The sequence below is a fragment of the Novosphingobium sp. NDB2Meth1 genome (assembly GCF_900117425.1).
Classification (GTDB): Bacteria; Pseudomonadota; Alphaproteobacteria; order Sphingomonadales; family Sphingomonadaceae; genus Novosphingobium.
This window is the reverse complement of the sequence record NZ_FPEH01000019.1, coordinates 95,275-121,262: the sequence shown is the minus strand read 5'-3', so window position 1 is coordinate 121,262 and position 25,988 is coordinate 95,275. Positions and strand designations below refer to the sequence as shown.

The following is a 25,988-nucleotide window of genomic DNA, read 5'->3' as shown; positions in this document are numbered from 1 at the left end:
GTGTCAGTGGGTGAGGGCGCGGGTTTCGACGGCGCGCGACCAGTCGAGCGCAGCGGCCATGCCCGGTGACATCTGGCTGGCGAGCAGGTTCTCGATGAACGCGGTCTTCTCGATGATCTGCATGATCGCCCCGACTTTGGCGTGGGTATTGGCCTGCCTGTCCGCGAGTGCCTGACGGACCACGTTCACCTGGCCCTGCCACAGCGCGATCTTGGCCTCGTCGGCACCGATGAAACTTGCCATCGAGCGGCTGGATTCGCTGACGATGCGGTCGAGCACCGCAAAGAGCAGGTCGACGCTGGCAATCTCGGCGAGGGTCTGGCGGTCATCGGTTGGCATGCCGCGTCCATAAGCGGCCTGGACGGTCAGGATCTTGTAGAGCGGGATCGAGGAGATCTGCAGCAGTTCCTTCTGCGCCGCCGTGATCGCGGTGTCGTCGCGGATCGCCTGGACCATGCCATCGATCAACGCTGCAATGCGCGGGCGCAGCGCCTTGGACGTTGGCACCGAGAGCGCTGCGAGGCCGGGGTTGAGGCACTGGTCGGGCTCGTCGCAGTGGAAGATCTTGACCGCGCTGCCCGAGCTGCCGTCGAGAAGCGCCGAGACCAGGGTCGACGAAGCATCGCCCGACACGGGAATGAACTTGCCGGCGCTGTCATCCTTGGGCGGCTGGTAGATCACCGTGCCCACCAAAGTCATGGCATATTCAGCGAGTTCCTGGTCGAACCTGCCGCCCGGCGAGAAGAAGGCGGACTTCTTGAGAACGGTCCATGTGTAGTTTCGCGCCACGCCGGGATTGACGTCGGCAAAGCTCGCGTCGGCCTTGCCCGTCGTACTCGCGCGCTCACCGCGCGTACCGCAGCCGTGCTTGGCGGCGGCGTAGTCGGTGAAGATACCCTGGCTGTTGCCGATCGCTTCGCAGACCGCCTTGTCGGCAAGGTCGCCCTTGGGCCAGACGCCGCCGACGAGGCCCTGCGCCATCTCGCACGAGTTGATGCTGAGATTGTTCATGAGCTGCGCTTTTTGGGCGAACTCCTGCATGATCTTCGAGCATTCCGGGCAGACGGTGTCGATGGCGAGGCTGAAGGCAAAGCCGACCGCATTGTTGGCGACGGCTTTGAGCATCGCGACGATCTCGCTCGCGTTGATGAAACTGAATGAGCCCGCAAACAGGTCGATGCCGCCGCAGCCGGCGCGGGCTTTGGGCAATTGGAGGTTGGCGATCGAGGTCGTCTTCTGCGGGAAGCGCATCCAGACATTGCCGAGGCTGTAGTAGCCGGCCGACTGGCCTTGGAAGGCGGTTGGGCCGGTCACGTTCGACGCGCCGCCGACATCGTTCAGGAACGAGTCCATCGAGCTGCCGACATTGGCGGAGACCGGAGCGGGTATCGTGGCGAGCGGGAGGGCGAGCGCCATGATCGCGGCGATCAGGCGCTGGGATCTAGTAGTCATGGCCGGCTTCCTTGGTGGTGAGGAGGTAGATGCGGTCCTGCAGTTCGTCGGCCGACATCACGCCGTAGCCGATCGGGATCGCGCGGTGCGCCGCAGCATCCCACAGGACCACGGCGGGCGTGATCCCGGGTTCGAGGCCCATGCGGGCGCGCTGGTTGGTCTCGGCGGTGTAGCGCGGAAAATCGGGCGAGGGCCCTCCGTCGGTGGAGATCGCGCGTACCTCGATCGCCCAGGTTGCCGCGACTGAGCGCACGATTGGCGACATCACCGAACAGGCACCGCAGCTTTGCGCGAAGAAGTAGAAGAGGCCGTAGCGCTGAGAGAGATGCGCCATCACGCTGTCGCGCTCGGCTTTGCGGGCATCCTGCCACTGGCGCTTGCCGAGCGTCGAGACCGGCCGCTGGAGCGTGTAGTCGAGGTCGGGGTGCTGCCAGATCGAGCGCTGCCAGACATCGCTGAACAGCGAGGCGCGGTCGAGCTGCGCGCGCTGGAAGCGGATATAGGCAGTGACGTTGGCCGGCGTTGGCTCGAGGATGGCGCGGGCCTTGAGCTCGCGCAGCTGAGACGTGATCGTCTCCAGGCGCTGTGTGGCCGAGGTGTCCGGAACTGCCTGCGTTTGCGGCGCCTCGGGCGGCTTGGGCCTGGTGCAGTAGAACCAGTACCCGAGTCGACGCTCCTGGCAGTAGAAGGGATCGTCGCCCGATGTTTGTGCAGTTGGTGTCGGATCGGCAGCACGAGCGGCCAGCCCGGACGACAGGATCAGGCAAGCACCGAGAGCGGCCATGCGCAGGGCGCGGTCAATGCGATGCATGGGCATAGTAGGCCTCGATTTTCTGCTGGAGATCGCTGGCAGCCTGGAGTTCATCGGGCAGGCGCGCGGCGTCGGTGAACTCGGCATAGACTTCGCTGAAGTCCATTTTGGACAGATCGAGCTTCGCGAATTCCTGAACGGTGAAGCCCGCGCAGGTTTCTTCCTTGGGCGGGGCCCAGGGCTTGTTCAGCTGGGTGCGGCCCTGTTCCTGCAGGATGCGCGAGAGCTTCGATTCAAAGCAGCAGTAGACCTTGCGCTTGGTGAAGCAGACACCGAGGAAGCTCGACGCACAGTAGGTGCCGACATAGTGGCACAGACCTTTGGCATCGCGCTGATGGAGCAGCATCTCTTCGCGGCTGCAGCCGAGCGCGACGAGGAGCTGGATGCCTGGGATCAGCGGGAAACCCTTGCCTTTGCAGCAGTTCAGAATGCCGAAGACCTTGGAGGCGCAGCTTGCGCGCTCACCCTCGAACAGCTTCAGGTTTGCGGGATCGAACTCGCGGCGCGCCTGGTTCATGGCATTCAGCGCAACCGCCGCATCCTTGAACTCGGTGTTGGGCTGGCGGTCGATCGTCTCGCAGGACCCGTCGATGCAGTAGATGTCGCCGTCGCAGATGAACTGGCTGGGATCGGTCGGCTGATCAGGCACCGGACAATCGTAGACCCGCTCCCAGGTCCGGCAGGGCTCATCGGTCAGGCAATCGGCGCGGACAAAGCGGCAGCCGGGATTGGCATCCAGCTCCGAGCAGTCCTGCTTCGCCTCGTAGGCAGCGCAGGTGTAGCTGCGCCCCCAGGCCCAGCAGGGCTGCGTGATGGCGACGCCGCCGATGGTACGGGTGATGGGGTCGCTGTCGGTGCAGGTTTCTCCGCCAGCGGTGCAATCGGCGTCGGCCGCGAGCGAGGTGCAGGCGCTTTCATCGCGAACAGGCTCAATGGTCTGACCCGTCCTGACGGCAACCGGCGTATACCCAGAAATCGGCGTCGTGCAGGTGAACTCATCGACGGGATCACCGGGCTCGGTGCAGCCACCGCCGACAAAGGTCTTGTCCCGTTGCAGGCATGGGCCGGGGTGCGTGCCGGTCTTGCGGCACTGCGCTCCGGTGAAGGCCGAGCAGTCGCCGCCGGTTGAGCAGAAGTAGAGGTAGGTGGACGTATCGCGTAGTACAGTCGTCAATCGCACCGTGCAGCTGCGGCTCTCCTGGCTCGCGGTGTAGCCGGTGTTGCAGGTCGCAAAGTAACGCGCAGCCGTGCCGGTCGAAGGCGGCAGCGGAACGCAGCGGCCTTGGCTGCCTTTGCCGCCCATGCCACTCGCGTAGGTGAGCGGATCGGCGCTGATCGTCCGGCTGCGGGCAATTGTCGCGTCGAGATCGACGGCATTGAACTTCGCCCGGCTGCGCATGGAATCGCGCACCGCCCTATAGCCGCTGTTGGTACTGGTCTGGCTGGCGGCTTCGCGGACCATCCGATCGGGATCGGCGAAGTAGCCCGACTGCGTCGGCGTGCCGCCGTAACCGGGCACGCGGGTTGCATCCGGCTTTGTAGTCGCGGCAGCCTGTGCAGTGGCCGACTTGGCGGCGCCGAAAGCCTTGCCATCGGCGCGTGCGGCGTCGGGCGTGCTCTGTGCCAGTGCTGGCAAAGCGAGCACAAGCAGGACAAGAGCGGGAACGCGGCAGATCATGGCGTGTGCTCCTCGAGCCTTGCGCGGTACTGAGCCGCGAGCTTGGCGCCGGGACCGCCACCGCTGGCGATGGTGTCGAGCGCATAGGCCGCGGTGACATTGCCGCTGATCTGGTCGAACGGCGGGACATTGGTCCTGCAATCGAAGCCGTCGCAGAGATCGAAGTCGCTGCTGGCGACCACATAGGTCGGCACCGTCTCGATCCCGAAGGCGCGGAACAGGCGCGGATCGATCCCGACCCCGTCACGGCGCTCGCCCGGTGCAAGCACGCGCGACAGCGCGGCAGTCATGGCCTGGGCGCTGCCGCGCGTCAGCCCGCGAAACACCACCACGCCGCCCGCGCGCGGTACGTCGTCCATCATCGCCTTGAGCGCGGCCGGCGGCATTGCAGTGCTGGCAAAGGCGATGAACCGCGGCGCCTCGCCAAGGTCTGCTTTCGCTATGGTTCCGGCATCCGCAACCATGCCGTCGAAATCGAACACATCGCCGGTCTTGCTGGTCTGAAGTCGCGGACTTGCCGCCAAACGCGCGCCATTGGCGTGGCCTTGCTCCGCAGTGCCGGTGGCCGAAGCGCTGACCGCTTTGGCGCGGGCCCGCGCGGTCGTAGCGAGAGCCTCGGCTTCGCTAGCCTGTTCGCCTGCACGCGCGCGAATAGCCTCGACATCGATATCCGCCGGTACGCTCTGCGCGAGCGCGCCGCCGAGCGCGGATGTCATGACAAGACCCGTGAGCGCGCAGGTGCGAAGGGAGAGGGAGGGCCGGCGGCTCATAGGGCGCAGCAATTGCGTTTGCGCCAGACGAGGTAGCCCATGTCCTCACCGATCGCGGGATAGACCTGTCCTGCCGACATGAAGGTCGTCGAGGCGCCGATCGGCGCGCAGGCATAGCGGCCGCTGGTCTGGGGATTGGGGTTGGTCGCCTGCAAGCGATACTGCTGCTTGCGCATGACCGGCATGAGGTATTTGCCGCAGAGACCCTTGCTGCCCATCGTGCCCCAGGCGACGAGCTCGCGGTGGAGCTTGTAGGCAAAGCGCGCGAGCGCGAGGCGCGAGGCCTGGACATGGCCGATCGTCGCCGAGACGTTGCCGTTCAGCGGGTACATCGTGCCCTGGCAGCCTGCGCACCAGAACAGGTCGTCGCTGGGAAGTTTGGTGGTGGCCGCAACGCAATCGGCAGCGCAGGCAGCAAGCGCGAGCGGATTGGCGAAGAGCACTGCCTCGGGGTTGATGATCGCTGTGAGCTCGCTGTCTTGCCACAGCGGATCGAGCTCGGTGATGTAGAGAATGTCGACCGAGCCTTGCTCGAGGCAGAGGAAATCGGCGGCCAGTTCCATCCAGTAGATCAGCGGGTAGGCGTACCAGTGGATATGCCACTGCGAGGCATACTGCGTCGCGCCGCCCACCGCGGAGGGGCCGGCCATGGTCTTGAAGCCGATGTCGAAGCCCGGATCGAGCTTGAGCCCGCCCAGATTGACGAAACACCAGGGCTTCATGCTGACATCGGCGAGCCGCACCGGTTCCCAGAAGCCCATGGCGATGCCGGGGCGCAGGCCGCAGAGACACACCGGGAGCGCAGGATTGCTGGTGTCAGGCCGGCTCGACGGCCAGATCTTGAGTCCGCCGATCGAAATCGGGAAGAGGCACGACCAGCAGATGTCGGTGATCGGGTTCACGAAATGCCCGGTGCAGCGCCCCGGGCCCGATGCGGCTGCAGCAGGCGACTGCGTGACGGTCGTGGTGAGCGCCAGCGCGGCAGTGGCGGCCAGAGCCCTGCGAGGGATTGAGCGTAGCTGCTTCATGACGCCCTCGCTGGCGCTGGCTTGAGCGCCTGTTCGGTGATCTGAAGGACGCGGCCCTTCTGCTCGACGACAGCAGGCACCGCGCGGATGCCGAAATGCCGGACCAGCGTGCCCCCCTGGTCGAAGTAGAAGCGCATCTGCCGCGCTTTCATGAGCGCCAGCGGCGCACCGGAGACGAGGATCACCTTGGGCCGGCGCTTGCCGAAAGTAGTGGCAGCCCAGTCGAGCGCAGCCGGATCGTCGCCATCGAGGAATACGAGAGGGCTGCGCAGCGGAACGGTGTCGAGTGGATTGACCCGGGTGCCGCGGACAATGATGACCGCGCCGCGCGCGTCCCGGATATCGGCGCTGACGGTGATCGTCGGATCGAACGTCCAGGTCCGCGAGACCGAGGCGGCGGCGAGACCTGGCACCGGATCGGGCCGCTGGACTTTGGCTTCGGTGCGGTGCTGGAGCGCGGCATTGAGGCGCGCGGTCTCGCCGCTCGCTTCGAGGCGCAACAGGCGGGTGTGGATCTGTTCGAGGAGATCAGGCTCGGCAATGCCCCAGACGGCGCCATGCTGGCCATAGTCGCGAGCATTGGCTGGACTTGCACTTGCGCACAGGGTGATTGCCAGAGCCCGGACGAGCGAGGAAACGGGGCGCACCGTCACAGGATTGCCCTCCCGGTCCCGAGGATACGCGGACGGCAGATCCACCCGATCGCGGCATAGCGGCTGTCGAAACCGTCCTTGTGCGCGGTGCCGACGAAGTAGCAGCCCTTGGGTATTGTGCCGGTGGGGCCAAGCGCGAGCGGCTCGCCGGTTCGGGTTGTCGCCTTTGCGAGCGCGACGGGCACGCCATTCACGAAGAACTGGCGCCCCTCGCGCGTCACGTGCTCACCGGGCATGCCCAGAACCCGCTTGCCGAACAGGCCCGGTTCCTTGCCGAAATGCCGCTGGAGCAGGTCCGAGCGCGGGGGCACGAAGAGCACGAGGTCGCCTTTGCCGGGCTCGGCCCCGCGCGTCAGCCAGATTGCCCAGCACGGAAGCGAGGGACTGGCGTTGACGAGCAAGGCGTGGGCGCGCGCAAAGTCGCTCAGCCCGGCAGCACCGAGGAGTGCGAGGGTGGCACCGCCGGTCAGCAGCAGGTTGCGCCAGTGCCCGTTCTTGAGGTGGAGCAAGTCAGCGCGCAGCACGGGCCAGGTCCCCCATACGCCGCGCGACATCGGCGCGGACCGTGTCGGTCATGTCGGGCACACCGCCAGCGACGACGGCTTCGGCGACGAGCACCGTGCGGCCGTCGCGGCCGAGCCGCTCGACCGAGGCTTGCACAGCCTTCAGATAGGCCTCGACCTCGCCGCGGGTCTGTTCGGGCGGCCGGCCCGAGCGGGCCTCGGCTTCGACAAAGTCGCCCATGATCCGCGAGAGCTGGACCGTCACGACCTGGCGCTTCTCAAGCGCCAGCAGGCTGCGGGTCGCCCAAACACCCCAGAGCGTGGAGAACGTGAGGCTCACCCCGAGTGCTGCCGTGCCGAGCGTCCTGCGCCAGGACAGGGATGGCGCCGATAATGTTGCCAGAATGTTCTTCACTTTTCACGCTCCGAAAGGCCTGCCTGCACGGCATCGAGGAAGGAGGGCAGCCGCCAGATCGCAATCAGGGTGGCGAGGCCGAAGAGCCCGAGCGCAGTGCCCTGGTCGAACGCGGCGCGCGCGTTGTGGTCAGCGGCGAGATAGTGCGCGGCGAGGTTGTCGAGGTGGAGGAACAGCCGCTCGGGATCGCCGCCCGCCAGCATCAGGAAGGCGAGCAAAGGCAGCCCGAGCACCATCAGATAGATCGCGCCGAGAAAGGCACCGGCCTTGACGAGGATGTACCAGAGGTCGGCCAAGTACCGCCGCGCGTGCGGCGGGTTATCGCCCGCCGAAGTTGCGGGAACCGGAAGGCCAGGCGGCGCCATGTCAGCGGCTACCGGGGGTGCGAGATGGTCGAAGGGCGTGACGAGGTAGAGAGGCATGGGTGTGTCCTTGCGTTGGGAAGTGATGGGATGCGGCCGGCCTAGGGCTGGTCCGGAAAGGCAATACGCGCGATGGCGTCGGCAAGCTGGTGGCCGCGCGCGATCTCGGCATCGATATCGGCCACGGTCTGGGGCGAACTCGAGAACAGTGTCGCGGAGTAGGGATCGAGCACGAGCCGGCCGATCGCCTCGACTTCGGGGCCCTTGATGAAGACCTCGGAGTAAGCCGAGCCCTCACGCTTGAGGCTGCGGATCAGTGTCTCGGTGCGGTCGTCCATGTCGAGCCGCTTCGAATTGCGGAAATCCGCGATCGTCTCGGGCTTTTGCTGAAGGATCAGCATCCAGTCGCTGTTCTCGAGCGCGGCGGTCGCCCCGTCCGACTTGTAGTAGTCGTTGAGCGACTGGGTCGCGGTCGCAAGCGCGCCGCCATACTTGCGGCAGGTTCGGGCATAGGTCTCGACGAACGCACCCATCGACCCGCCCTTGAGCAGCGCCCAGGCCTCGTCGATCAGAAGCAGCTTGCGCACCGAGCGCGGGCTGCGCGTCATCGCCTGGCTGGTCATGAACATGATGGCGCTCAGGACCACGCTTCTGAGGTCTTCGCGTGCGGCCAGGTCCGACATCTCGAACACCGTGAAGTCGCTCGAGAGATCGAGCGTCGCCGCACCCTCGAAGAAAGCGCCGTAGGTCCCGCCCGCCATGTAGGGCGCGAGCGCCGTCGCAAGATCGCGGGCCAGCGGGTGGTCGAGCCCTTCAAGCGCGGCGCCGACCTGTGTCACGGTGGCGGCGGAGCCCTGCGCGGTCCAGACCTCGTTGACCGCGCGGTCGATGAGCCCGCGCTCGGTATCGCTGAGCGCCGCGCTATGCCGCGCCATCTGCCCGATGATCGCCTTGACCATGCCGAAGCAGTCGAGGCGGTAGTCCTCGTCTTCGGCGGCGCGGGCGGCATCGATCATCGAGAAGGGATTGAGGCAGAAGCCCGAGGCGAGCGTGAACTCGACGAAGCGCCCGCCCTGGAGCCGCGCGGAATGTTCGAAGCTGCGGCCATCGTCGATCACGACAACTTGCGCGCCCGCACCGCGTAACGCCGCGCACATCTCCTGGAGCAGCACCGACTTGCCCGAGCCCGACTTGCCGCAGATCGCGACATTGTGGTTGCCCGCGCCGTTTTCGAAGGGGGACCAGTAGAAGGGCTGGCCGCGCCGCCCGACAAATAGGAGGTGCGGGACCAGCCCGCCGAGATACTCGCCCTGGACCGGTGCAATATTGGCGGCGGTGGTCGAGAGCAGCGTCCGGAAACGGCGCAGCCGCTCCATGTCGGTGGCAAGCCCATCGGCGAGGGTGAGCGGCATGGCGGCGAGCAGGCCCTGGATCTGGAGATAGCGCTCGTCGGCAAGATCCCAGCCAGCGGCCTTGTAGATCGACTTGACCGCGCGTTCGTGGGTGTCGCCAAGCCCAAGCGGCGAATAGGTCGTGACCCCGTAGAAGACGCGTACGAGACGGCGGCCTTCCTGCAGCTCGGCCTGGACACGCGCCCATTCTGCCGATTGCTCACCGATGCGCGGCAGGAACCGCGCGCTGCGGGTATCGGCCAGGCTGGTCGTGCGCATGAACTTGTAGCCAGCGCGCGCCGCTGCCGCTTCCTGATCGGGGTAGACCAGACAGAGCATGGTGGCGGCCGGACAGGGAAAGCGCAGCTTGTCGGTGAAGAGATCGCCGATCAGCCGCGCGCATTCGTGCGGTGCCCAGCGCGGCGGATAGGCGCGCACGGCAAAGTGGCGGAGGTCGAAGCGGTCGGGATAGACTTCGCCGATCACAGGCGAGCCGTCCGCCATCTCGCCGGTCGGGCGAAAGCGCTCGGTGGCGAGCAGCAGCCGGTCCTCGCGCACCACCAGCTCGATATCGCGGCGGATGGCCTGCGCTGCAATCGGGTCCTCGGGATTGTAGGGAACGGCGTCTTCCTGCGGCGCGGTGGTCGGCGAGGTGAGGTCGTCGATGAGCGCGATCAGACCCTCGGGCTCCACTTCGATCACACCGAGGCCGAGCGACTTCAGCATGGCGACGAGCCCTTCGCGGACCTGGACCAGTTCCTGCGCAGAGACAGACTTGTGCTCGGGCACACCGACCGAAACGAAGACCTGATGGTGCCGGGCGTGGAAGGGCGCTTCGTCCGAGCCTGAGCGCCAGACCATCTTGTAGAGCTGGCGGGCGCGGTGCCGGGCGATGGCTTCGTAGATCCCGCCCTGGAGGTAGCGCGGCGCAAACCATGGGCCGACGATCCGGCTGATGCGCGGCGAGGCGAGGTGGAGGATCTGCAGGCAGGCACCGCCCGGCAGCCCTTCGGAAAAGAACGCCCCGAGGATCTCGGCGGTGCGCTCGTCGGCCCCGATCAGCGGCGTGACGCCCAGCACGAAGCCCTTTGAGCGGGCATTGAGATAGAGCCGGTGACGCGGATCCCAGACGCGGTAGGGCAGCCAGTCCGAGAGCATGTCGAGCATAAGGCGGGGGCGGGCGGCTTCGGTCTGCTCGGCATCTCCGGTGAGACCGCCGAGCATGGCGTCACGAAGTGTGCGAAAAGAGAGGCTCACGGGTGCAGCTCCTTGGGCGAGGCGGTCTTGGCTGCGGCAGCGCGGTGCGCGGCGTCGATCGCGGCGGCCGAGGGGTAGTGCGGCCGATCGAAGGAAGGCCGAGAGGTCCGATCATGCGGGGTGGCGGGCATGTCGGACCCCTCGGCCACCGGCGGGGGGACGCCGGGTATTGCCTCGCCTACCGTGGAGGGGAGGGCCGAAGGCGAGGCAAGCTCGAAGGGTGGTGTGTCGTTGGGGTTCGTTGCGATGCCGATATCCGCAGTGACGGGAGCGGCCTCAGCATCGGGGGCAGACTTGGCGGCAGCCTGCGCTGCCTTGAGTTGCCGGCCGATCTGGCGAGCGAGCGGTGCGGTCGAGGGCTGGCTGTTGGCCCCAAGCTCAGCGGCCCAGTGCGGTGCCTCGATCACGGTCCAGGCGACTGCCTCGTCGTGCAGTATCCCGCTCTCGTCGACATGCGCGGGGAAGACGACGCGCAGGCGGCGTTCCGCCGTGCGGGCGCGATCGTCGCTGCCCACTGGCGTCGCGATCCCAGCGCGCTGGCGCGCCGCGCTGAAGCCGCTGTCCGGATCGGGCGAGGCAATCTCCTTCGTCGCGCGCTCGTCGATCGTGCGCGAGGGCGCGCAGGTCCCGCTCGGTGCGCGGCAGGAGAACTGGCCTTTGACGTTGGTGCCGAGGCCGACGCAGCCGGCGAGCGACAGGCAAAGCGGGGTGAGGGCGGCGGCGAGGCGCCGGTGGTGCGACATCAGATTCACCTTTTGTTCGATGCAGGAGGTTGCGAAGTGGACGCTGTCAGGAAGGCGCGCAGCGCGGCGGCCGGGCGGTAGCCTTCGAGCACCGCGCCATCGGAGGGCCGCACGATCACAGGCGTTCCGGAGAAGCCATGCGCCTTGGCAAAAGCCTCGTTGGCGTCCAGCCCGCGCGTGTCGCAGGGCCTGGGATTGGCGAGCGCTGTCCCAGAGTAAGCGGCATGGAGCGAGGTCTCGGGGAAGGGCGAGCAGAGCACGCGCTCTGCGTCCTTGCGGGATTCGGGGCCGAAGATCGAAATCGGCCGCTCCTCGACGCGCGCGCCGATGGCTTTGAGCTCGCCCGAGAGCTTCCTGCAGTAGCCGCAGTGGAAGTCGGAGAAGACCACGACTTTGGGACCATCTACCGGACCCCAGCGGATCGCGCCGTTCTCGGGAAGGCCCGCAAGCGTGACCTTCTGCGGCGCGGGTGTCGCTCGCGATCGGCCAGGTGTTTGATCGTCCGCATCGTCGCGGTGTGCGGCGCCTGCGGCGAGCAGATCGGGATTGAGCTGGAGCAGCCGCGCCGCAGTCAGATCCTGGCGCGCTTCCATGTCGTAGACCCGGCCGATCACAAGGTACTTGGCCTGCGCGTCGACATAGAACAGCGTTGTCTTCGAGGCGACCTCGCACAGACCGCCGAGGCCCTTGCAGTCGATCGCATCGATCGGCGTTTTGGGCAGGCGCAGTTGGAGCGCGGCGCGTACTTTGGCGGTGTCGGCTGCGGCATGGGCCGGCGAGGCCATGTAGGCCGCAGCCCATCCGGTCGCAGCCGAGAGCGCGATGAGGCTGGCAAGGCCTGCCCCCCGGGTAAACGGACGGGGGCGCGGTGATGGGATCGGGGTCATTGGCTGTTCCTCACGAAGACGCCGTCGAGAAACACGATCTCGACATCGATGCCGGTCGGCATCTCGACGACGGGCTGGTACTGTTCGGCGCGTTCGATCAGGTATTTGCTGACCGTGTCGGCCGCCTCGCCTGCGCCTTGCCCGAGCCCGCCGCCGAAAATGTCGCCAGCGGAGAGCTTGGCCGGGGTGCCGTTCGCGGTGGTGCGCTGGTTCGCGAACACGCTGTTGGCGTTGGCCGAGAACCCGCGCCCGAACCCGCCGATGATTCCGGCAAGCAGCGCCTGCGTGACGAGGTTGCCCTCGCGGCTGACAACGCGGCCGCGCACGCCGGACTTGCCAGCAAAGCTGATGAAGCCTTTGACCTCGCTCACCGCGACGCGCCCACCAGGCTGGTCGCATGTCATGCGGGCGAGCTTCACGTAGACTTTCTCCGAGGAGAGATCGCCGCGCGCTGCGCCGTTGACCACGCAGCCTTCGATCCGCGTCGTCAGGACTTTGCCGTTCTGCAGGACCGAGCGGGCAGGGCCGGTGATGCGCAGGACAACCGGGAGCGGATCGGTCTGGCTCGCAACGCCTGCCGAGGCATCGACCCCGACGATCACGCGCGCCGGCGCATAGGAGTTGGGTGGCAGATATTCGGGCGAGTCCTCGACCACGAGCGGCGGCGTCTCGGCGCGCGCAACCTTGAGGCCCGCACTGCCCTTGTCGCCGGTGAAGCTCATCAGCTTGACTTCGGCGCTGGGCGCGGCGGGGCTTTCGGCCGGCGCGCCGCCCAGACCGTCGGCATTGCTGCCTGGAGCGGGAAGCCCCCGTGCATCGTAACTGCCACCGCGGGGGCCGTAGGCCGGGACCGGCGGCACAGCGGCAGGAACCTGCGGACTGGCCAACTGGCTCTTCAGCTGCGCATTCTCTGCGGACACCGCATCGATCGCGGCCTGGCCATTGGTGCGCATGGCCTCGTTCTCGGCCTTGAGCGCCGCCATCTGCTCGTCGACTTCGCTGCGCGGGACGGCGGCGTCTTTCAGCTCCTTTTGCGCGCGGGCCACGGCATCGAGCCGGTTGCCGAACATGGTGACGAACTCGCGCTCGGAGAGGTCGCGGTTGACGAGCCCGGAGGTGTCGACGCTGGTCTTGTCGGTGTCGGCCTTGCCGGTGCCGTCGGTTCCGAGAAGAAACCACGCCGCACCGGCGAGGAGCACTGCGGCGACACCGCCAAGCAGCAGGTTCTGGCGCCGCCGGGTGCTGGCGTTCAGCGTTGACAGAAGTTCGGCGGTGCCGGCCTCGTCTTTCGCTTTCTGGCGGACCGGCGGCTGCTCATCGCGCATGTTCTCAGTCATGGCCGTTGTCTCCGTTCGGCCCGACGATCCAGGCGGTGGTGGAAGCGCCCGGCGCGAGCACCGGGCTGGCGATGGCGACCGCAATCGTGCCGAGCGGCGCGAGATCGCGGGTGGCGAGCGTGGCGGGCGTATTGCCCCGGTTGGCGAGGCGCACGACTTTGCCGGTAAGGCTCGCGCCGCGGTACTCGGCGATCAATTGGACCTCGATCTGGCCGGCGCGGGCGGGAAGGCTGCTCGACTGCCGCACCGCGAAACCCGGCACTTGCGTCTCGGCGGCCATGGCCTGGACGAGGCGCACGGCGCTCGTCTCGATCGGTGTCGCCTTCTCCCAGCTGCTCGCATCGTCCCTGGCGATCGCCGGGTTGGTCACGAAAACCTGCTGCGCTTCGATCGGGCGGATCGGGCAGGCAAACTTGTAGACGTAGCCCTTCTTGGTCGTGGCGAAGAAGCTGATCCGCGAACCCGCATAGACCTCGGGCACCGACACATAAATGTCCCCGCGAACCGGCTCGTTCGAGACGGCAAAGTCGTTGTAGGGCGTGCCGGTCCCGATCTTCGAGACGCTGGCAAAGGCGTCGCCGACCAGAGCGAACCGGGTCAGCTCGTGCGCCGAGACCTCGCAGGCAATCGTACCGCCATCGGCGGTCTGCTTGAACTGGTCGGCCGTGGCCGGCGAGGACAGGCTAGTTGCGGCAAGCGCTGTGAACAGGGAGAGGCGTCTTGGCCTCGCGGGGAGAGATCCGCGCATCAGTGGGACTCCGTTGAAGATGGGCTGGGGGCATCAGCCGGATGGGGCGGTGGAACCACCGCGAAACCGGACAGCGCGAGGCGCAGGCCGCGGTAGGTCCAGTCGAAACGGAAGCGGCGCTCCTCGCTCGAAATCACCTGCTCGCCCACGAACGTCTTGAGCGTGCCGCTGACCTCCGAGGTCAGCGCGCGAGGATCGACTTCGAGCTTGCTGATCACGAAAGCCTGGGTGACTTCGGACCCGCGCTGCTCCTCGACGATGCGCAAGAGCTCGGCCTTGAGCCGGCCGCGCTGGGCCGGATCGGCGAGCGCGAGGATCTGCCCCATCCAGTAGTCGAGCCCCTCGGGGCTGCGGTTGAGCAGGACGAGAGCGACATCGCGGGTCACGAACTCGAGGTACTCGGCAGAAACCCCCGCGCTCGAAATCACGAGCGGCGTACGGGTGGTCGGGACCAGCATGACTTCGCGCTCGCGGGTGGCAACCAGGCTGGCAGCGCCTGCGAAGAGGACTGTGAGCGCTGCACTGGTCATCGCGAAGATATTGCGCTGGCGCAGCAGCTTCTGCGTGCGCTCGTGGGCGACATCGGTGAGCATGGGATGCGCTCCTCAGCCTGCCAGCACGCGGCAATGGGAGGGCGGCGTTGCCTTGAGACCAGTCAGTCCCGGCGGCAGATACCAGTAAGCGGCATGGCGAACCCAGGAGGCGGAGCGCCCGGCCTTGGCTTTTCGCAGAGCGAACCAGGCTCCGACTGCAAGCCCGATGCCGATCAGGATATGCTGCGCGAGGATCCCCCAGGTGAAGGGGACGATGATCCCGGCAAACTCGTCAATGGTCCAGAAGCCGATCAGCTCGGGATCGTCGAGATGGCGGGGGATCGCATGGCGGTCTGTCATGGTAACGTGCCCTCCCAAGGCGTCACAAAGCGGTGATCAGATGACGGCAGTGATCACCGAGGTGACGATCGGAACGCCCGTGCCGACACCCACGCCGACGCCGACCGGCACGGCGATCTGGCCGAGCGTGAAACGGCCCGAGGCGAGGCTGATAAGGCCAGCGGCGAGGCTGAGGACGGTGATGATCTTACCGCCCGAGCCCTGCAGGAAGTTCGTGAACTTCGTCAGTGCAGTGGTGAAGGTGGCGTCGGTGCCGGCGTAGGCCGTGCCGGCGACGAGCGTGAGCGCGAGGGCCGGAACGATGAGGGCAGCGGACTTGGCGATATGCGCCTTGGACAGGCGCGACGAGGCGAGGGCAAGCAAGGTCATGGAGCGTTCTCCGAGCGGGGTGGGCGCAGCGGTCAACGCCGCTGCCCCACCGTCTTGGCCAGAGAAATGGGTCTAGGAAAAGGGAAGGCTGATCGAGGAAGCGTTCTCGGACAAATCTGGACGATGACCGTGATCGCCATGCTGCTCAGTTGGCCGAGTGAGGCGGAAAATCGGGCAAGGAGCGCCGGAAATCCGCGCCAGAGCAGGCCGTTTTGCGAGACAGTGCCCCGAATCGGTTCATTCTAGGATAACCGATATGTTCTAAATATGTTCTTTTCTGTTCCTAGAGAAGCGGACTCGCGCTACATGTCCGAGTCGAACCATCTGGGACCGATTGTGGACATGACCTGCAACGCAATGACCATAGGGATCAACGCCAGACTGGCGCGGCTCCTGACCGCTGCCGTCGACCGGTCGGGCAAGTCGCGGCGCGAGGTCGCCCGGGTGGCGGCGATGAACAAGGACACCTTCCTGCGCGTGCTCCGCGGCGAGAAAGCCGTGACGATCGAGGAAGCCGCGCGCGTGCTCGATGCGTGTGGTCTTGCCTCAAACGGCGCCCTTCTGCTTGCTATCCTGGGGCACGAGGATCTGGCCATCGAATGGCTTGGCGAAGATGCAGGCGCGTTCCTTGATCAGTTTCTCGCCGCGCTCCCTGTGACCATGAACGAAACGCTGGGCCCCCGCATCGCCGATCTGCGCCCGCGCTGGGCCATCGGCACCTCGCGCCTAGTGGCGCGGCTGCTGGCCAAACATATCGACGAGTTTACCGAGCGCGACATTTCTCTCGTGCTCGGCCGGTGAGGGGATCGGGGTGGTATGACCAAACAAGGAAACCATGACCATGTCACATGTTGTTGCAGACCGCGTTGCCAAACCTGCTCATGAGGCGGCGGCGCTGCCCGCTGCGCCAGCGCGCCTGATCCGCCTGCCGGAGGTCATCGCCCGAGTAGGGCTGAAGCGCTCGTCGATCTATCAGCGCATGGCTGAGGGCCGTTTCCCGAAAGGGCGCTCGCTCGGGCCGCGCTGTGTGGTCTGGGTCGAGGCGGAGGTTGATGCATGGATCGCGGCAGTCGAGATGCAATAGCAGTCACTTAGTTGTAAACGCAGTCGGTCGTTGCGCGTGGTGGTCTGCACTGACCGACTGACGCTCGGAAGCCAAGGTGTTCCAGGCTTTGCTCGAATCAGCTGTTTTTCGTCTGCTTGGAGGTAGCCAGAGCCATGAACAAATACATCACATCAGGCGAAAAAGACTGTCCATGAAATGTTTACTCGCTGGGAGGTCATGGAAATCACCGGCATACATAGCCGGACAACCATCGGGGTTTTAGGTTCAGACTGGCGATTTCCCATCACCCATGGATTTCAGTGCGGACAGCATACGGTCGCGCGCTCTTCAGTGTACTGAATATGTGAATGCTCGTCCCAAGCGGAGATACCAACCACTCCTGCGAGTAAGTTCTCTTTTCAGGCCCGTCGTTTTAAAGACCGTCGGCAGTGGCAAATCCGCTGCTGCCGTCATGCCGCAGAAAATGATCTCTAATGCTGTATAGTGTGTGATTAGCTGGCTCTTTCGGGCCGGCTCTTCCAACCGCCCGCAGCGGTCACTGCGACCGACCGCAGAGCGCTCGAACCGATACTCACTGGAACGAGGATCTGAGCTGCTTTGATGTCATGTCACTGACCCTTCAGAGCCTCTAAGACGTCTCCATCGAACGGCGCCATGGCGTCTCTCAAGCAGCCTTAATATTGCCTTTAGAGGCAATGCGTTTAACCTCGCTTTGAATGGTTGCACCACTTGAGCTGTGCGGAGGCGTCCGCCCTAAACGTCGAGGTGCACTCAGCAGCATTGGTAATCTCGCCTAGTTTTTAAGATCGGGCTTCTTGATGAGCTCGTTCACTGAGCGGTCATCCCGGCATCGATCACGTGCTCTGCGCCGGTAATGTAGCTGGATTCATCGCAGGCCAGGAACAGTACAAGGTTCGAGACTTCTTCCGGTTCTGCAATGCGGCGGAGGGGAATTTGCAGAAGCGCTTCGCCACCGCCTTCATCGGTCGCCTCTACCATCATCGGGGTCATGATGAAGCCGGGATGGACCGAGTTCACTCTGATGTTTTCGGGGCCATATTCGATGGCGGCGGCCTTGGTCATTCCACGCACGGCGAACTTGCTGGCGACGTACGCGAGACTGGGAAAGCCGTAGTTGGCAACAAGGCCCGCGATCGAAGAAATGTTCACGATCGATCCGCGACCACCCTTGAGCATCGAGGGGATGACCGCGTGCATACCGAGGTAGACCGAGTGCTGGTTCACTTCGCAGACCTTGCGGTAATCCGCCTCGGTGATGTCCGCGGTCTTGGCCATGGCACCCAGGATTCCCGCGTTGTTGACGAGAATGTTGATCGGACCAAAGAAGTCCTCTGCTGCAGCGACAACCCGCGCCCAGTCGGATGCATTGGTCACGTCATGCTCGATGAATACCGCGTTCGGCCCCAGTTCCTGTGCTAGTTCGTTGCCGGTGTCGGAACGAAGATCGGTGAGCACGACTTTCGCACCCTCAGCCACAAAGCGCCGGGCATGTGAGGAGCCCATGCCGCGCGATGCGCCCGTGATGATTGCGGTGCGGCCATCCAGTTTACCCATTGCAGTCTCTCCGGTCTTGTCAGCTGTGCGCGGCACAGTCGGCAATGTGCCCTGCCTCGTCGTCAGCACTCATGCTGGACCGCTGCAGTCTAGTCAACACTAGCGTTTACAAGCAGGCAAGGGACGCGCTAGAATTGTGCTGCTGCGGCGCCATGCTGCATCGGGAGACAAGGTAATGGCAGACGACATCACCAGCGGCGCTGCGGCTGAGAACAAGGCTATCGTCGCTCGGTTCTTCGAGATTTTCTCGAGCGGCGATGTGCCGGCGCTGCTTGATGCGATGGCCGATGGCGGCAGCTGGTGGGTTTCCGGGCGGCTGGAGGGCATGTCGGGCCGCTATGACAAGGCAAGCTTCGGGCCTTTGGTCGAGGGCGCCAAGGCCATCTACAAGTCGGGCTGCCTGACTATTACGCCGGTTTCGATGATCGGCGAGGGAGACCGGGTGGCGGTCGAAGCGACGGGGTTTGCAGAGCTCGCGGACGGGCGGACCTACACTCCTCAGTATCATTTTCTGGTGACGGTGAGCGGCGGCAAGGTTTTCGAAGTGCGCGAGTACATGGACACGCAGCACGCCAAGGATACGTTCTTTGGCAGTTAGCTGGCAGACACCGGCGCCGGCGCGGACAGCGCGGCGACGATCTGGCCCAGCGTGTCGCTCACCGCGTCCTCGAAACGTTCGCCATTGTTGCTGTCATCGCGCGTGTGAATGACGAGAATATTGAGGAACATGAAGCTCGCTGTCACCAACCGCCGCTGCGCCATGGCTTCTGGCAGATCTCCGAGGCAGGCGCGGAGCAGACCCAGCGTGCGTGCGAGATTGGGTGCGACCCGTTCGCCGAATTGGCCAAACCGCTTGCCCTGATAACGAAGCAGATAGGCACTGAGGAAACCGGCGTAGGAGTAATCGCCGAATTCGTCGATGAGTTCGATCTGCGGCCGGTAGATGATATCGGCGATTGTGCGCAGGTCCGAAAGGGCACCGGCCGCTTCTGCGGCATCCAGCATGGCGCCGCGGGTCGGCTCCATCTGATCCATCCGATAGTCGAACACGGCCTGGACGAGCGATTCGCGCGATCCGAAGTGATATTGCACCGCGTGATGGTTGCGCTGCCCAGCCTGGGCCGCGATCTCGCGCAGGGAAGCACCCTCTATCCCGTTGCGGGCTATGAGGACCTCCGCGGCAAGGATGAGCGCTACTTTTGCGCCCTGCGGCGACGCATTTCCGACAGGAACAACAGATTTCGGGGCCGCTCGGGTCATGTGCGCCAATTGGGATAGCTGGGCGAACGCGTCAAGCCCGGTGCTTGGGTTGCCATTCAAGTTCAATCAACGAGGGTGTTGATTTTGGTCAACGGATGTGTTGAATGGGGTTGACGCGGATGCGGGCGAAGAGCATTTAAGCCATATGGCTTAATCAAGGGCCGAAGGGAGAGTTGCAATGACAATGGAAACTGGCCTGATCTTTCACCCCTACATGCGTCCCGGTCGTACGGCCCGGCAGACCTTCCAGTGGGGCGTCGACAGCGCGGTTCACTGCGACAAGATCGGCTTCACCTCGATGATGATCTCCGAGCATGCCTCGCAGATCTGGGAAAACATTCCCAACCCTGAACTGATCATGGCGGCCGCCGCTCTGCAGACCGAGACCATCAAGTTTGCCCCGATGGCGCACATTCTTCCCCACCAACATCCGGCTAAGCTGGCGATGATGGTCGGCTGGCTCTCGCAGATCCTGGAAGGCCGCTATTTCATGGGCATCGGCGCGGGTGCCTATCCGCTGGCATCCTACATCCATGGCATCAAGAATGCGGAGACGACGCACCTCAACGACATGGTGCGGGAATCGCTCTTCATCATGGAGAAGATCTGGAAGCGCGAACCGTTCTTCTACGAGGGCAAGTACTGGAGCGCGGGCTTCCCCGAAGAAGAACCGGCAGAAACCGAGGAAGACGAACAGCACCTCCTTGCCAACTACGCCCCCTACGGCGGCGGGTTCCCCGAGTTCGCGGTGACCGGCTTCAGCGCTAATTCCCCGTCGATGAAGCTTGCCGGCGAGCGCAACTTCAAGCCGGTTTCGATTTACTCCGGCCTCGATGCACTCAAGCGCCACTGGGAAATCTATTCCGAAGCCAACATCAAGGCCGGTTTCACACCCCAGCGCCAGCGCCACGCTGTCTCTCAGACGGTGTTCTGTGCAGAAACCGATGCCGAGGCCAAGCGCCTCGTGATGGAAGGGCCGATCGGCTACTGCTTCAATCGCTATCTGATCCCGATCTGGCGCCGCTTCGGCATGATGGATGGCTTTGCCCGCGATTTCGGCGTGGACTCGCTCGACATCGATCTCGAGTTCCTGACCGATCATGTCTTCGTCGTCGGTTCACCCGATACGATCGTCGAAAAGCTGAGCCACCTGTTCGAGCAGACCGGCGGCTGGGGCACGCTGCAGGTCGAAGCGCATGACTACTACGACGATCCGTCGGCCTGGTTCACCTCGCTCGAGCTGCTTTCAAAGGAAGTCGCGCCGCGGGTTCGCGTTCCGGGCGAAGCGCTGGTTGCGGCCTGATCGAGCCGCAAGCGGAACAAACCGTCTTCGCGCAGTCATGGAAACGAGGGTCAAAATTCTTTCGGATGCAGTGAGATGAGTAAATAACAAAAGTGGGAGAAGGGTAATGGTATTTGAAAACAGCGGCGCCAGTGAAGGTCGCAGGTTTGGTGCGGCTTTCCTGCGGGAGGGCGTAAGTGCAGTCGCGTTGATCGTGGCCGGTTTTTCGGTTCCTGCCCAAGCGCAAACCGCGCAGCCGCAAGCTGTCGACGCGACTGGCACCGAGGACATCGTCGTGACCGCACAGCGCCGCGAGGAGAAACTGTCCAAGGTTCCCGTCTCGGTCGTTGCCTACAATGCCGAAGCCCTTCAAACCCGGAACATCGCGAGCGAGCAGGATATCGGTACGCTGGTTCCCGGTCTTCAGGTCAAGAACGGGCAGAACTCGAACCAGCTGAGCTACAGCATGCGCGGACAGTCGCTCGACCCGTTCTCGGGTACGAGCCCTGCCGTGCTGCCCTACCTCAACGAAGCGCCTTACAACCCCGGCAACACCGCGACCGCCTTCTTCGATCTGGCCTCGATCCAGGTGCTGAAAGGGCCGCAGGGGACGCTGTTTGGCCGCAATGCCACAGGCGGCGCAGTGCTCTATACGACGCCGATGCCGGGCAATGAATTCGCCGGCTATGTGATCGCGCGCGGTGCATCGCGCGAGTTCGGGCAGATCCAGGCCGCAGTCGACCTGCCGATCATCAAGGACAAGCTGGCCATCCGCATTGCGGGCGATATCACCCGTGGCAATGGCTATATCACCAACATCAACACCAACAATACGCTGGGCGACAAGAACAGCCGTTCAGGTCGCCTGACGATCCTGTTCACGCCGACCGAAACGATCAAGAACGTCACGATCGTGCAGCATGACCGTGTGCGCGGCACTGAAGGCGTCGGCGGCATCTTCAACTATTATTCGCGGCTCGCGATCCCGGGTGATCCCACGTCACAGTTCATCAGCGACGGCACAAACAAAATTCCCAACACCACCGGTACGCCGCTGTCCAACACGCTCGCCGCCATCTATGGTGCCAACGATGGGCCGGCAGGGCCGGGCTTCTTTCCGGGGGCCGTCGAGGGCTACACCAAGTTCTCGCGCGCAAACCCCTACAAGATCTTCCTGCAGTATGATCTGCCGCACCGCGCGAACAACACCTTCGTGTCCAACACGACCGAGGTCGAGGTTGGCGATCACGCCAAGATCAAGAACATCTTCAGCTACATGAAGGGCAATTCGCGCACTGCTGGCAATCTCGGTGGCGGTCCGTTCGGCTCGCTGTGGCTGTTCAAGCTCGCTGGCATCAATGCCACCGGCGTGCCAGGTGGACAGACGTTCGAATCCGAAACCTACAGCGACGAACTGCAGCTGCAGGGTACGGCCGTGGACGGCAAGCTCAACTATACCGTGGGCGCCTTCTATTCGAACCAGAAGCGCTACGAGATCATTCCGATCAACATCGGTGCCGATGTCGTCCCCGGCGGCATTGCCGACATCTCCTACGCATACCGCAACCGCCAGACATCGAAGGCGATCTTTGCCCAGCTCAGCTACCAGCTGACGGACAAGCTCACCGCAACGCTCGGCGGGCGCTATACCTGGGAAACCGTCGGCATTCGTCAGGCGGAAGGCAACGTCTTCGGAGTCGATCCGAACTCGCCGGCGGCAGACCAGAGCACCAAGCTTTCCGCACCGGCCTGGACGGCTAGCCTGCAGTACCAGATCGACTCCAACAACATGATCTACTTCAACCAGCGCGGCAGCTTCCGTGCGGGTAACCTCAACGGTACGGTGGCTCCGTTCACCGATCCGCTGACCGGCAAGGCGGCGAACCTGTTCAAGAACGAGAAGGTTCACGATTTCGAACTGGGCTACAAGTTCAACGGTCGCATTTCCTCGGTGCCGGTGCAGTTCAATGTTGCCGCCTACAAGGTCATCGTGAAGGACGCCCAGCGCGCGCTCTACGCGATTGTCGGCGGTGCGCCGGCCGGCTTTACGGTCAACGTGCCCAAGGCCGAGACTCAAGGCGTCGAAGTCGACGGCTTCTTCGGGCTTACTTCATGGCTCGATGTCGGCTTCAACTTGGCCTACACCGATGCCAAGTATACCCAGCGGACTGTGCCGATCCCGTTCGTCGGCAGCCTCCAGGTCGATTCCTATCCGGATGCGCCGAAGTGGGCCGGCTCGGTCAATGCGGAAATCAAGTTCCCGGTGCCCGAGAAGATCGGCCGGGTCAGCCTGCGGACCGATTTCTACAAGCAGTCGAGCTTCTTCTTCTCGAACACAAACGGCACCTCCACTCCGGGCACGCAGCTGGACGGGTATTCCACGCTCGCCATGCGGCTGAACTGGAAGGAGATCATGGAAAGCCGGGTCTCGGCAGCGTTCTATGTGCGCAACTTGACCAAGAATACCTACTACGTGTCGGGTTACGCGCTCGGCGCTTCCAACGGCGTGAACACAGCCTACCCGGGCGAGCCGCGTACCTTTGGTGCGGAGCTTTCGGTCAAGTTCTGACCGGATGCACCGCCACGGGCGGAGGAGTCGTCCCTCATGGCTCTTCCGCCTCACTACCAGATCTGGAAATGCCGCGACGTCGTCGCGGCATTTTCTGTCTTAGCCTCTCAGTTCCAGCCCGTTGCCATCGGGATCGCTGAGATAAAGCGACTGGCCCCAGCCGGATGCGCCGTACCGTTCGGCTACCGGGCCGACAGCCACGCCGTGAGCTTCCAGATGGCGCCGCACTTCGGCTGCATCGAAGCTGGCAACAGTGAGGCAGAGATGATCCATGTTGTGGACGGCGTCGGACGATATTGCCTCGCCTGCGAGCAGGTCGATGAACGCGCTGCCCACGCGCAGATGGGCGAGCCCGATATCGTCACGCCGCCAATCCAGCTTGCAGCCGAGAACTTCGCAGTAGAACCGGATGGAGCGATCGAGATCGGCCACCCTGACGACGACATGATCGATTCCGGCGATTTCCATAAGCGGCTGTTTGCGCGCGCGATTTCATCGAGGCAAGGCACGAGGGCATGCAATCAACGAAAAGGTTGATTTGGAGCCTCGGGGAGACCTGATCGCCATTGACAAGCTCTGATTCTACCCCCTATCAACGGTTGTGTTGATAAAGATGGACAGGGATCGAGGCGATGAAATTCCACTTGATGCAGACTGGTGTGGTGGGGCGGCGTCACGAGATCGAGGCCGGAATGGCCGGGCAGCGCAATGATCTGTACCAGCGCTTTCTTGAAGAGATTCGCGGCTACGTCCGCCTTGCCGATGACCTTGGCTACTATGGCTACTGCCAGCCCGAGCATCACCTGCAGATCGAGGGTTTCGAGGCGAACAACCATCCGGGGATGTTCAGCCTGTTCGTCGGACAGAACAGCAAGCGGCTCAAAGCCGGGATCATGGGCTACACCATGACCACCCACAATCCGGTGCGCGTTGCCGAGGAAATCGCCACGCTCGATCACATGCTGCAGGGCCGCATGTATTGCGGCTTCACCCGCGGCTACCATGCCCGCTGGGTGGATAGCTATGCCGCCAAGGAAGGTATCAGCGCAACCACGCCGGACAATGTAAAGGCGCGAGATCAACAGGATGCACGCAATCGCTCCTTGTTCGAAGAAGGCGTTCGCGTCATCAAGAAGGCATGGACCAGCGACGTGTTCAGCCATAAGGGCGAAAACTGGGAGTTCCCGCCGAACGGCGGTTCTGCCGGTCATCCGGCTTACGCCAAGTATGGCAAGGGCCAGGATGCTGATGGCATTGTCCGCCAGATCGGCATCGCCCCCAAATGCTTCCAGGAACCGCATCCACCGATCTACGGGGGCTTTGCCGCATCGGGCCGCACAATCGATTTCTGGGCCGAAGAAGGCGGCAAGCTGATCGTCCTTTCGGACAACCTCGATTTCTGCGAGTCTCTCAACAACCGTTACATCGCCTCGGCCGCCAAGGTTGGCCGCGAGGTGACCAATACCCAGGCCTCGGCCTGGGGCGGCTTCCTCATGCTGACCGACGACAAGGACCGTGCGGCCAAGCTCATGGAGGAGCACATGTGGTTCTGGGATGAATGGTTCATCCCGATGGGCCAGCGCCCGCCGAACGTCCTGATCGGCTCGGCCGACGAAATCGCCGACCGCATCGGCGAGGCCCACGACCGGCTGGGCTTCGATGAACTCTTCCTGATGTTCGGCCAGGGCCACCTCGAGCCCGAGGAAAACCAGGAAGAGCTCGAAAGGTTCATCAGCAAGGTGGCGCCGCGCTTTTCGACCAAGAACGAAGAGGGTGTCTTCGTCTGAGGCATAAAGTTTGAAACCAATTCAAACGCTGGGAGAGATGGAATGGCCATGCAGTGCGGTATCTTCATGACGCCCTACAATCCGCCGAGCCGCACACCGCGCCAGGTGTTCGACTGGGCGGTCGATATCGCGAGGATCGCCGATGAGGCGGGGTTTGCCGACTACATGATCGGCGAGCACTACACGCTGGGCTGGGAGAACATTCCGATGCCAGAAGCGATCATCGCCGCCTGCGCGCATACCACGAAGCAGATCCGTTTTGCGCCGATGGCGCACCTGCTGCCCTACCATGACCCGGCAACGCTTGCGATCCGCATCGGCTGGCTGAGCCAGGTCATGGAAGGCCGCTATTTCCTTGGCGTGGCGCCCGGCGGCCACCACACCGACGCGATCCTTCACGGCTTCGAGAGCATCGGCCCGCTGCCGCCGATGCAGTTGGAAGCGCTGGCGCTCATGGAGCGGGTGTGGGAGGGCAAGCCCTTCATCGAGAAGGGCAAGTACTTCCAGGCCGGCTTCCCCGGGCCGGACACGATGCCGGAGTACCACGTCGAGATCGCCAACAACGGCCCCTATGGCGGCCGCGCGGCGCTGGAACTGGCGGTGACCGGCCTGTCGATGAAGTCATCCTCGATGAAGTTTGCCGGCGAGCGCGACTACTCGCCGATCTCGTTCTTCGGCGGTACCCCGCAGATGCGCGCGCACTGGGATACCTGGGCCGAGGCGATGATCTCGAAGGGCCATACTCCTGACCGCAAGCGCTACCGCGTGTGCCGCGACATCTTCATCGCCGATACCGATGCCGAGGCAAAGCGGCTCGTGCGCAAGACCGGGCTGATGCAGACCTGGCACAAGTATCTGAAGGAAATCTACGTCAAGTTCGGGCTGTTCGACGGGATCATCCACGATAGCGGGATCGACATCACGCCTGACGCAATCGACGAGGATTTCCTTGTCGAGCACGTGATCCTGTGCGGTTCGCCCGAAACGGTGATCGAGAAGCTGGAAAAGCTTGCCGATGCGGTCGGCGGCTGGGGGCAGATCGTGGCCAACCAGCATGACAGCATCGACGATCCCAAGCCCTGGGAGGAATCGCTGCGCCGGCTTGCGACCGAGGTCTGTCCCAAGGTGCGCATGCCCAATTGAACCCCTCCC

General features: G+C 64.2%; 27 protein-coding genes. 7 read left to right on the top strand and 20 right to left on the bottom strand.

From position 1 onward, the window contains the following. Positions 1–3: 3 nt before the first annotated feature. From NDB2M1_RS15290 to NDB2M1_RS15210, 17 genes are read right to left on the bottom strand one after another with little or no spacing between them, the layout of a single operon-like run. On the bottom strand, positions 4–1,452 hold the full coding sequence (locus NDB2M1_RS15290) for a conjugal transfer protein TraH (protein WP_143146783.1): 1,449 nt from the start codon (positions 1,450–1,452) through the stop codon (positions 4–6). Further along, positions 1,442–2,269 carry a conjugal transfer protein TraF gene (locus NDB2M1_RS15285; protein ID WP_072383675.1) on the bottom strand — a complete coding sequence of 276 codons (828 nt, stop codon included), beginning with the start codon at positions 2,267–2,269 and terminating at the stop codon, positions 1,442–1,444. The genes NDB2M1_RS15290 and NDB2M1_RS15285 overlap by 11 nt, the downstream gene beginning before the upstream one ends. Then, positions 2,250–3,941: a conjugal transfer protein TraN gene (locus tag NDB2M1_RS15280; RefSeq protein ID WP_072383673.1), complete on the bottom strand. Its 1,692-nt coding sequence runs from the start codon at positions 3,939–3,941 to the stop codon at positions 2,250–2,252. Before NDB2M1_RS15280 ends, NDB2M1_RS15285 begins: the two co-directional genes overlap by 20 nt. Beyond that, entirely contained in the window at positions 3,938–4,657 is a 720-nt protein-coding gene (gene trbC, locus NDB2M1_RS15275; RefSeq protein WP_253185903.1) for a type-F conjugative transfer system pilin assembly protein TrbC, read from the bottom strand. The genes NDB2M1_RS15280 and trbC overlap by 4 nt, the downstream gene beginning before the upstream one ends. Positions 4,658–4,707: 50 nt before the next feature. Next, on the bottom strand, positions 4,708–5,739 hold the full coding sequence (traU, locus tag NDB2M1_RS15270) for a conjugal transfer pilus assembly protein TraU (RefSeq protein WP_072383669.1): 1,032 nt from the start codon (positions 5,737–5,739) through the stop codon (positions 4,708–4,710). Then, entirely contained in the window at positions 5,736–6,386 is a 651-nt protein-coding gene (gene traW / locus NDB2M1_RS15265; RefSeq protein WP_083554901.1) for a type-F conjugative transfer system protein TraW, read from the bottom strand. The genes traU and traW overlap by 4 nt, the downstream gene beginning before the upstream one ends. Before the next feature lie 2 nt (positions 6,387–6,388). Continuing rightward, the gene (locus NDB2M1_RS15260; protein ID WP_253185902.1) at positions 6,389–6,916 is read right to left on the bottom strand and encodes a S26 family signal peptidase; all 528 of its coding nucleotides are present in this window, start codon (positions 6,914–6,916) and stop codon (positions 6,389–6,391) included. Continuing rightward, positions 6,903–7,310 (bottom strand): type-F conjugative transfer system protein TrbI, encoded by a 408-nt coding sequence (locus NDB2M1_RS15255; RefSeq protein ID WP_083554892.1) that lies wholly within the window; start codon positions 7,308–7,310, stop codon positions 6,903–6,905. The genes NDB2M1_RS15260 and NDB2M1_RS15255 overlap by 14 nt, the downstream gene beginning before the upstream one ends. Further along, positions 7,307–7,732, bottom strand: coding sequence for a hypothetical protein (locus tag NDB2M1_RS15250; protein ID WP_072383667.1), 426 nt, complete (start codon positions 7,730–7,732; stop codon positions 7,307–7,309). The genes NDB2M1_RS15255 and NDB2M1_RS15250 overlap by 4 nt, the downstream gene beginning before the upstream one ends. Positions 7,733–7,773: 41 nt before the next feature. Continuing rightward, positions 7,774–10,320 carry a type IV secretion system protein TraC gene (traC, locus tag NDB2M1_RS15245; protein WP_072383665.1) on the bottom strand — a complete coding sequence of 849 codons (2,547 nt, stop codon included), beginning with the start codon at positions 10,318–10,320 and terminating at the stop codon, positions 7,774–7,776. Next, a complete protein-coding gene (locus tag NDB2M1_RS15240; protein WP_072383662.1) occupies positions 10,317–11,063 on the bottom strand; it encodes a hypothetical protein in 747 nt (248 codons plus the stop codon). Before NDB2M1_RS15240 ends, traC begins: the two co-directional genes overlap by 4 nt. Before the next feature lie 5 nt (positions 11,064–11,068). Continuing rightward, entirely contained in the window at positions 11,069–11,950 is an 882-nt protein-coding gene (locus NDB2M1_RS15235; RefSeq protein ID WP_072383660.1) for a DsbC family protein, read from the bottom strand. Beyond that, positions 11,947–13,287, bottom strand: coding sequence for a TraB/TrbI/VirB10 family type IV secretion system protein (locus NDB2M1_RS15230; RefSeq protein ID WP_253185901.1), 1,341 nt, complete (start codon positions 13,285–13,287; stop codon positions 11,947–11,949). The genes NDB2M1_RS15235 and NDB2M1_RS15230 overlap by 4 nt, the downstream gene beginning before the upstream one ends. After that, positions 13,280–14,035, bottom strand: a complete 756-nt coding sequence (locus tag NDB2M1_RS15225) for a type-F conjugative transfer system secretin TraK (protein WP_072383659.1) — start codon at positions 14,033–14,035, stop codon at positions 13,280–13,282. The genes NDB2M1_RS15230 and NDB2M1_RS15225 overlap by 8 nt, the downstream gene beginning before the upstream one ends. Further along, positions 14,035–14,628, bottom strand: coding sequence for a type IV conjugative transfer system protein TraE (locus tag NDB2M1_RS15220; RefSeq protein ID WP_072383657.1), 594 nt, complete (start codon positions 14,626–14,628; stop codon positions 14,035–14,037). The genes NDB2M1_RS15225 and NDB2M1_RS15220 overlap by 1 nt, the downstream gene beginning before the upstream one ends. A 12-nt stretch (positions 14,629–14,640) precedes the next feature. Further along, positions 14,641–14,928, bottom strand: a complete 288-nt coding sequence (traL, locus tag NDB2M1_RS15215) for a type IV conjugative transfer system protein TraL (RefSeq protein WP_072383655.1) — start codon at positions 14,926–14,928, stop codon at positions 14,641–14,643. Between the two features lie 36 nt (positions 14,929–14,964). Next, positions 14,965–15,297 carry a TrbC/VirB2 family protein gene (locus NDB2M1_RS15210; RefSeq protein ID WP_072383740.1) on the bottom strand — a complete coding sequence of 111 codons (333 nt, stop codon included), beginning with the start codon at positions 15,295–15,297 and terminating at the stop codon, positions 14,965–14,967. Positions 15,298–15,564: 267 nt separating this feature from the next. Between NDB2M1_RS15210 and NDB2M1_RS15205 the strand changes: the two genes are divergently transcribed. Beyond that, entirely contained in the window at positions 15,565–16,098 is a 534-nt protein-coding gene (locus tag NDB2M1_RS15205) for a helix-turn-helix domain-containing protein (protein WP_253185900.1), read from the top strand. Positions 16,099–16,138: 40 nt separating this feature from the next. Next, positions 16,139–16,381: a helix-turn-helix transcriptional regulator gene (locus NDB2M1_RS15200; RefSeq protein WP_072383653.1), complete on the top strand. Its 243-nt coding sequence runs from the start codon at positions 16,139–16,141 to the stop codon at positions 16,379–16,381. 810 nt (positions 16,382–17,191) lie between these two features. On the opposite strand, the gene NDB2M1_RS15195 is transcribed toward NDB2M1_RS15200, so the two are convergent. After that, positions 17,192–17,938 carry an SDR family NAD(P)-dependent oxidoreductase gene (locus NDB2M1_RS15195; protein WP_072383651.1) on the bottom strand — a complete coding sequence of 249 codons (747 nt, stop codon included), beginning with the start codon at positions 17,936–17,938 and terminating at the stop codon, positions 17,192–17,194. 175 nt (positions 17,939–18,113) lie between these two features. Between NDB2M1_RS15195 and NDB2M1_RS15190 the strand changes: the two genes are divergently transcribed. After that, positions 18,114–18,536, top strand: a complete 423-nt coding sequence (locus NDB2M1_RS15190) for a nuclear transport factor 2 family protein (protein WP_072383649.1) — start codon at positions 18,114–18,116, stop codon at positions 18,534–18,536. On the opposite strand, the gene NDB2M1_RS23330 is transcribed toward NDB2M1_RS15190, so the two are convergent. After that, the gene (locus NDB2M1_RS23330; protein WP_072383648.1) at positions 18,533–19,198 is read right to left on the bottom strand and encodes a TetR/AcrR family transcriptional regulator; all 666 of its coding nucleotides are present in this window, start codon (positions 19,196–19,198) and stop codon (positions 18,533–18,535) included. The two genes, NDB2M1_RS15190 and NDB2M1_RS23330, sit on opposite strands and share 4 nt — an antisense overlap. Before the next feature lie 178 nt (positions 19,199–19,376). Here NDB2M1_RS23330 and NDB2M1_RS15180 point away from each other — a divergent pair, with 178 nt between their 5' ends. Both NDB2M1_RS15180 and NDB2M1_RS15175 read left to right on the top strand, forming a co-directional pair. Continuing rightward, complete coding sequence (locus NDB2M1_RS15180; RefSeq protein WP_072383646.1) at positions 19,377–20,501, top strand: LLM class flavin-dependent oxidoreductase; 1,125 nt, start codon at positions 19,377–19,379, stop codon at positions 20,499–20,501. A gap of 193 nt (positions 20,502–20,694) precedes the next feature. Further along, positions 20,695–23,049: a TonB-dependent receptor gene (locus NDB2M1_RS15175; protein WP_253185899.1), complete on the top strand. Its 2,355-nt coding sequence runs from the start codon at positions 20,695–20,697 to the stop codon at positions 23,047–23,049. Positions 23,050–23,148: 99 nt separating this feature from the next. Here the strand turns inward: NDB2M1_RS15175 and NDB2M1_RS15170 are convergent, their stop codons facing one another. Further along, positions 23,149–23,517, bottom strand: a complete 369-nt coding sequence (locus NDB2M1_RS15170; protein ID WP_072383643.1) for a VOC family protein — start codon at positions 23,515–23,517, stop codon at positions 23,149–23,151. 164 nt (positions 23,518–23,681) lie between these two features. Between NDB2M1_RS15170 and NDB2M1_RS15165 the strand changes: the two genes are divergently transcribed. Further along, a complete protein-coding gene (locus NDB2M1_RS15165) occupies positions 23,682–24,836 on the top strand; it encodes an LLM class flavin-dependent oxidoreductase (RefSeq protein WP_072383641.1) in 1,155 nt (384 codons plus the stop codon). Positions 24,837–24,878: 42 nt separating this feature from the next. Continuing rightward, the gene (locus NDB2M1_RS15160) at positions 24,879–25,979 is read left to right on the top strand and encodes an LLM class flavin-dependent oxidoreductase (protein ID WP_083554889.1); all 1,101 of its coding nucleotides are present in this window, start codon (positions 24,879–24,881) and stop codon (positions 25,977–25,979) included. Positions 25,980–25,988 lie beyond the last annotated feature (9 nt).

Bases quoted from the DNA above. Each gene is read 5' to 3' on its own strand.
- NDB2M1_RS15200 (WP_072383653.1), top strand. From the start codon at position 16,139: ATGTCACATGTTGTTGCAGACCGCGTTGCCAAACCTGCTCATGAGGCG.
- NDB2M1_RS15285 (WP_072383675.1), bottom strand. From the start codon at position 2,269: ATGCCCATGCATCGCATTGACCGCGCCCTGCGCATGGCCGCTCTCGGT.
- traU (WP_072383669.1), bottom strand. From the start codon at position 5,739: ATGAAGCAGCTACGCTCAATCCCTCGCAGGGCTCTGGCCGCCACTGCC.
- trbC (WP_253185903.1), bottom strand. From the start codon at position 4,657: ATGACATCCGCGCTCGGCGGCGCGCTCGCGCAGAGCGTACCGGCGGAT.
- NDB2M1_RS15170 (WP_072383643.1), bottom strand. From the start codon at position 23,517: ATGGAAATCGCCGGAATCGATCATGTCGTCGTCAGGGTGGCCGATCTC.
- NDB2M1_RS15160 (WP_083554889.1), top strand. From the start codon at position 24,879: ATGGCCATGCAGTGCGGTATCTTCATGACGCCCTACAATCCGCCGAGC.
- traL (WP_072383655.1), bottom strand. From the start codon at position 14,928: ATGACAGACCGCCATGCGATCCCCCGCCATCTCGACGATCCCGAGCTG.
- NDB2M1_RS15235 (WP_072383660.1), bottom strand. From the start codon at position 11,950: ATGACCCCGATCCCATCACCGCGCCCCCGTCCGTTTACCCGGGGGGCA.
- NDB2M1_RS15225 (WP_072383659.1), bottom strand. From the start codon at position 14,035: ATGCGCGGATCTCTCCCCGCGAGGCCAAGACGCCTCTCCCTGTTCACA.
- NDB2M1_RS15250 (WP_072383667.1), bottom strand. From the start codon at position 7,732: ATGCCTCTCTACCTCGTCACGCCCTTCGACCATCTCGCACCCCCGGTA.
- NDB2M1_RS23330 (WP_072383648.1), bottom strand. From the start codon at position 19,198: ATGACCCGAGCGGCCCCGAAATCTGTTGTTCCTGTCGGAAATGCGTCG.
- NDB2M1_RS15290 (WP_143146783.1), bottom strand. From the start codon at position 1,452: ATGACTACTAGATCCCAGCGCCTGATCGCCGCGATCATGGCGCTCGCC.
- NDB2M1_RS15195 (WP_072383651.1), bottom strand. From the start codon at position 17,938: ATGGGTAAACTGGATGGCCGCACCGCAATCATCACGGGCGCATCGCGC.
- NDB2M1_RS15240 (WP_072383662.1), bottom strand. From the start codon at position 11,063: ATGTCGCACCACCGGCGCCTCGCCGCCGCCCTCACCCCGCTTTGCCTG.
- NDB2M1_RS15205 (WP_253185900.1), top strand. From the start codon at position 15,565: ATGTTCTTTTCTGTTCCTAGAGAAGCGGACTCGCGCTACATGTCCGAG.
- NDB2M1_RS15210 (WP_072383740.1), bottom strand. From the start codon at position 15,297: ATGACCTTGCTTGCCCTCGCCTCGTCGCGCCTGTCCAAGGCGCATATC.
- NDB2M1_RS15220 (WP_072383657.1), bottom strand. From the start codon at position 14,628: ATGCTCACCGATGTCGCCCACGAGCGCACGCAGAAGCTGCTGCGCCAG.
- NDB2M1_RS15230 (WP_253185901.1), bottom strand. From the start codon at position 13,287: ATGACTGAGAACATGCGCGATGAGCAGCCGCCGGTCCGCCAGAAAGCG.
- NDB2M1_RS15165 (WP_072383641.1), top strand. From the start codon at position 23,682: ATGAAATTCCACTTGATGCAGACTGGTGTGGTGGGGCGGCGTCACGAG.
- NDB2M1_RS15180 (WP_072383646.1), top strand. From the start codon at position 19,377: ATGACAATGGAAACTGGCCTGATCTTTCACCCCTACATGCGTCCCGGT.
- NDB2M1_RS15190 (WP_072383649.1), top strand. From the start codon at position 18,114: ATGGCAGACGACATCACCAGCGGCGCTGCGGCTGAGAACAAGGCTATC.
- NDB2M1_RS15280 (WP_072383673.1), bottom strand. From the start codon at position 3,941: ATGATCTGCCGCGTTCCCGCTCTTGTCCTGCTTGTGCTCGCTTTGCCA.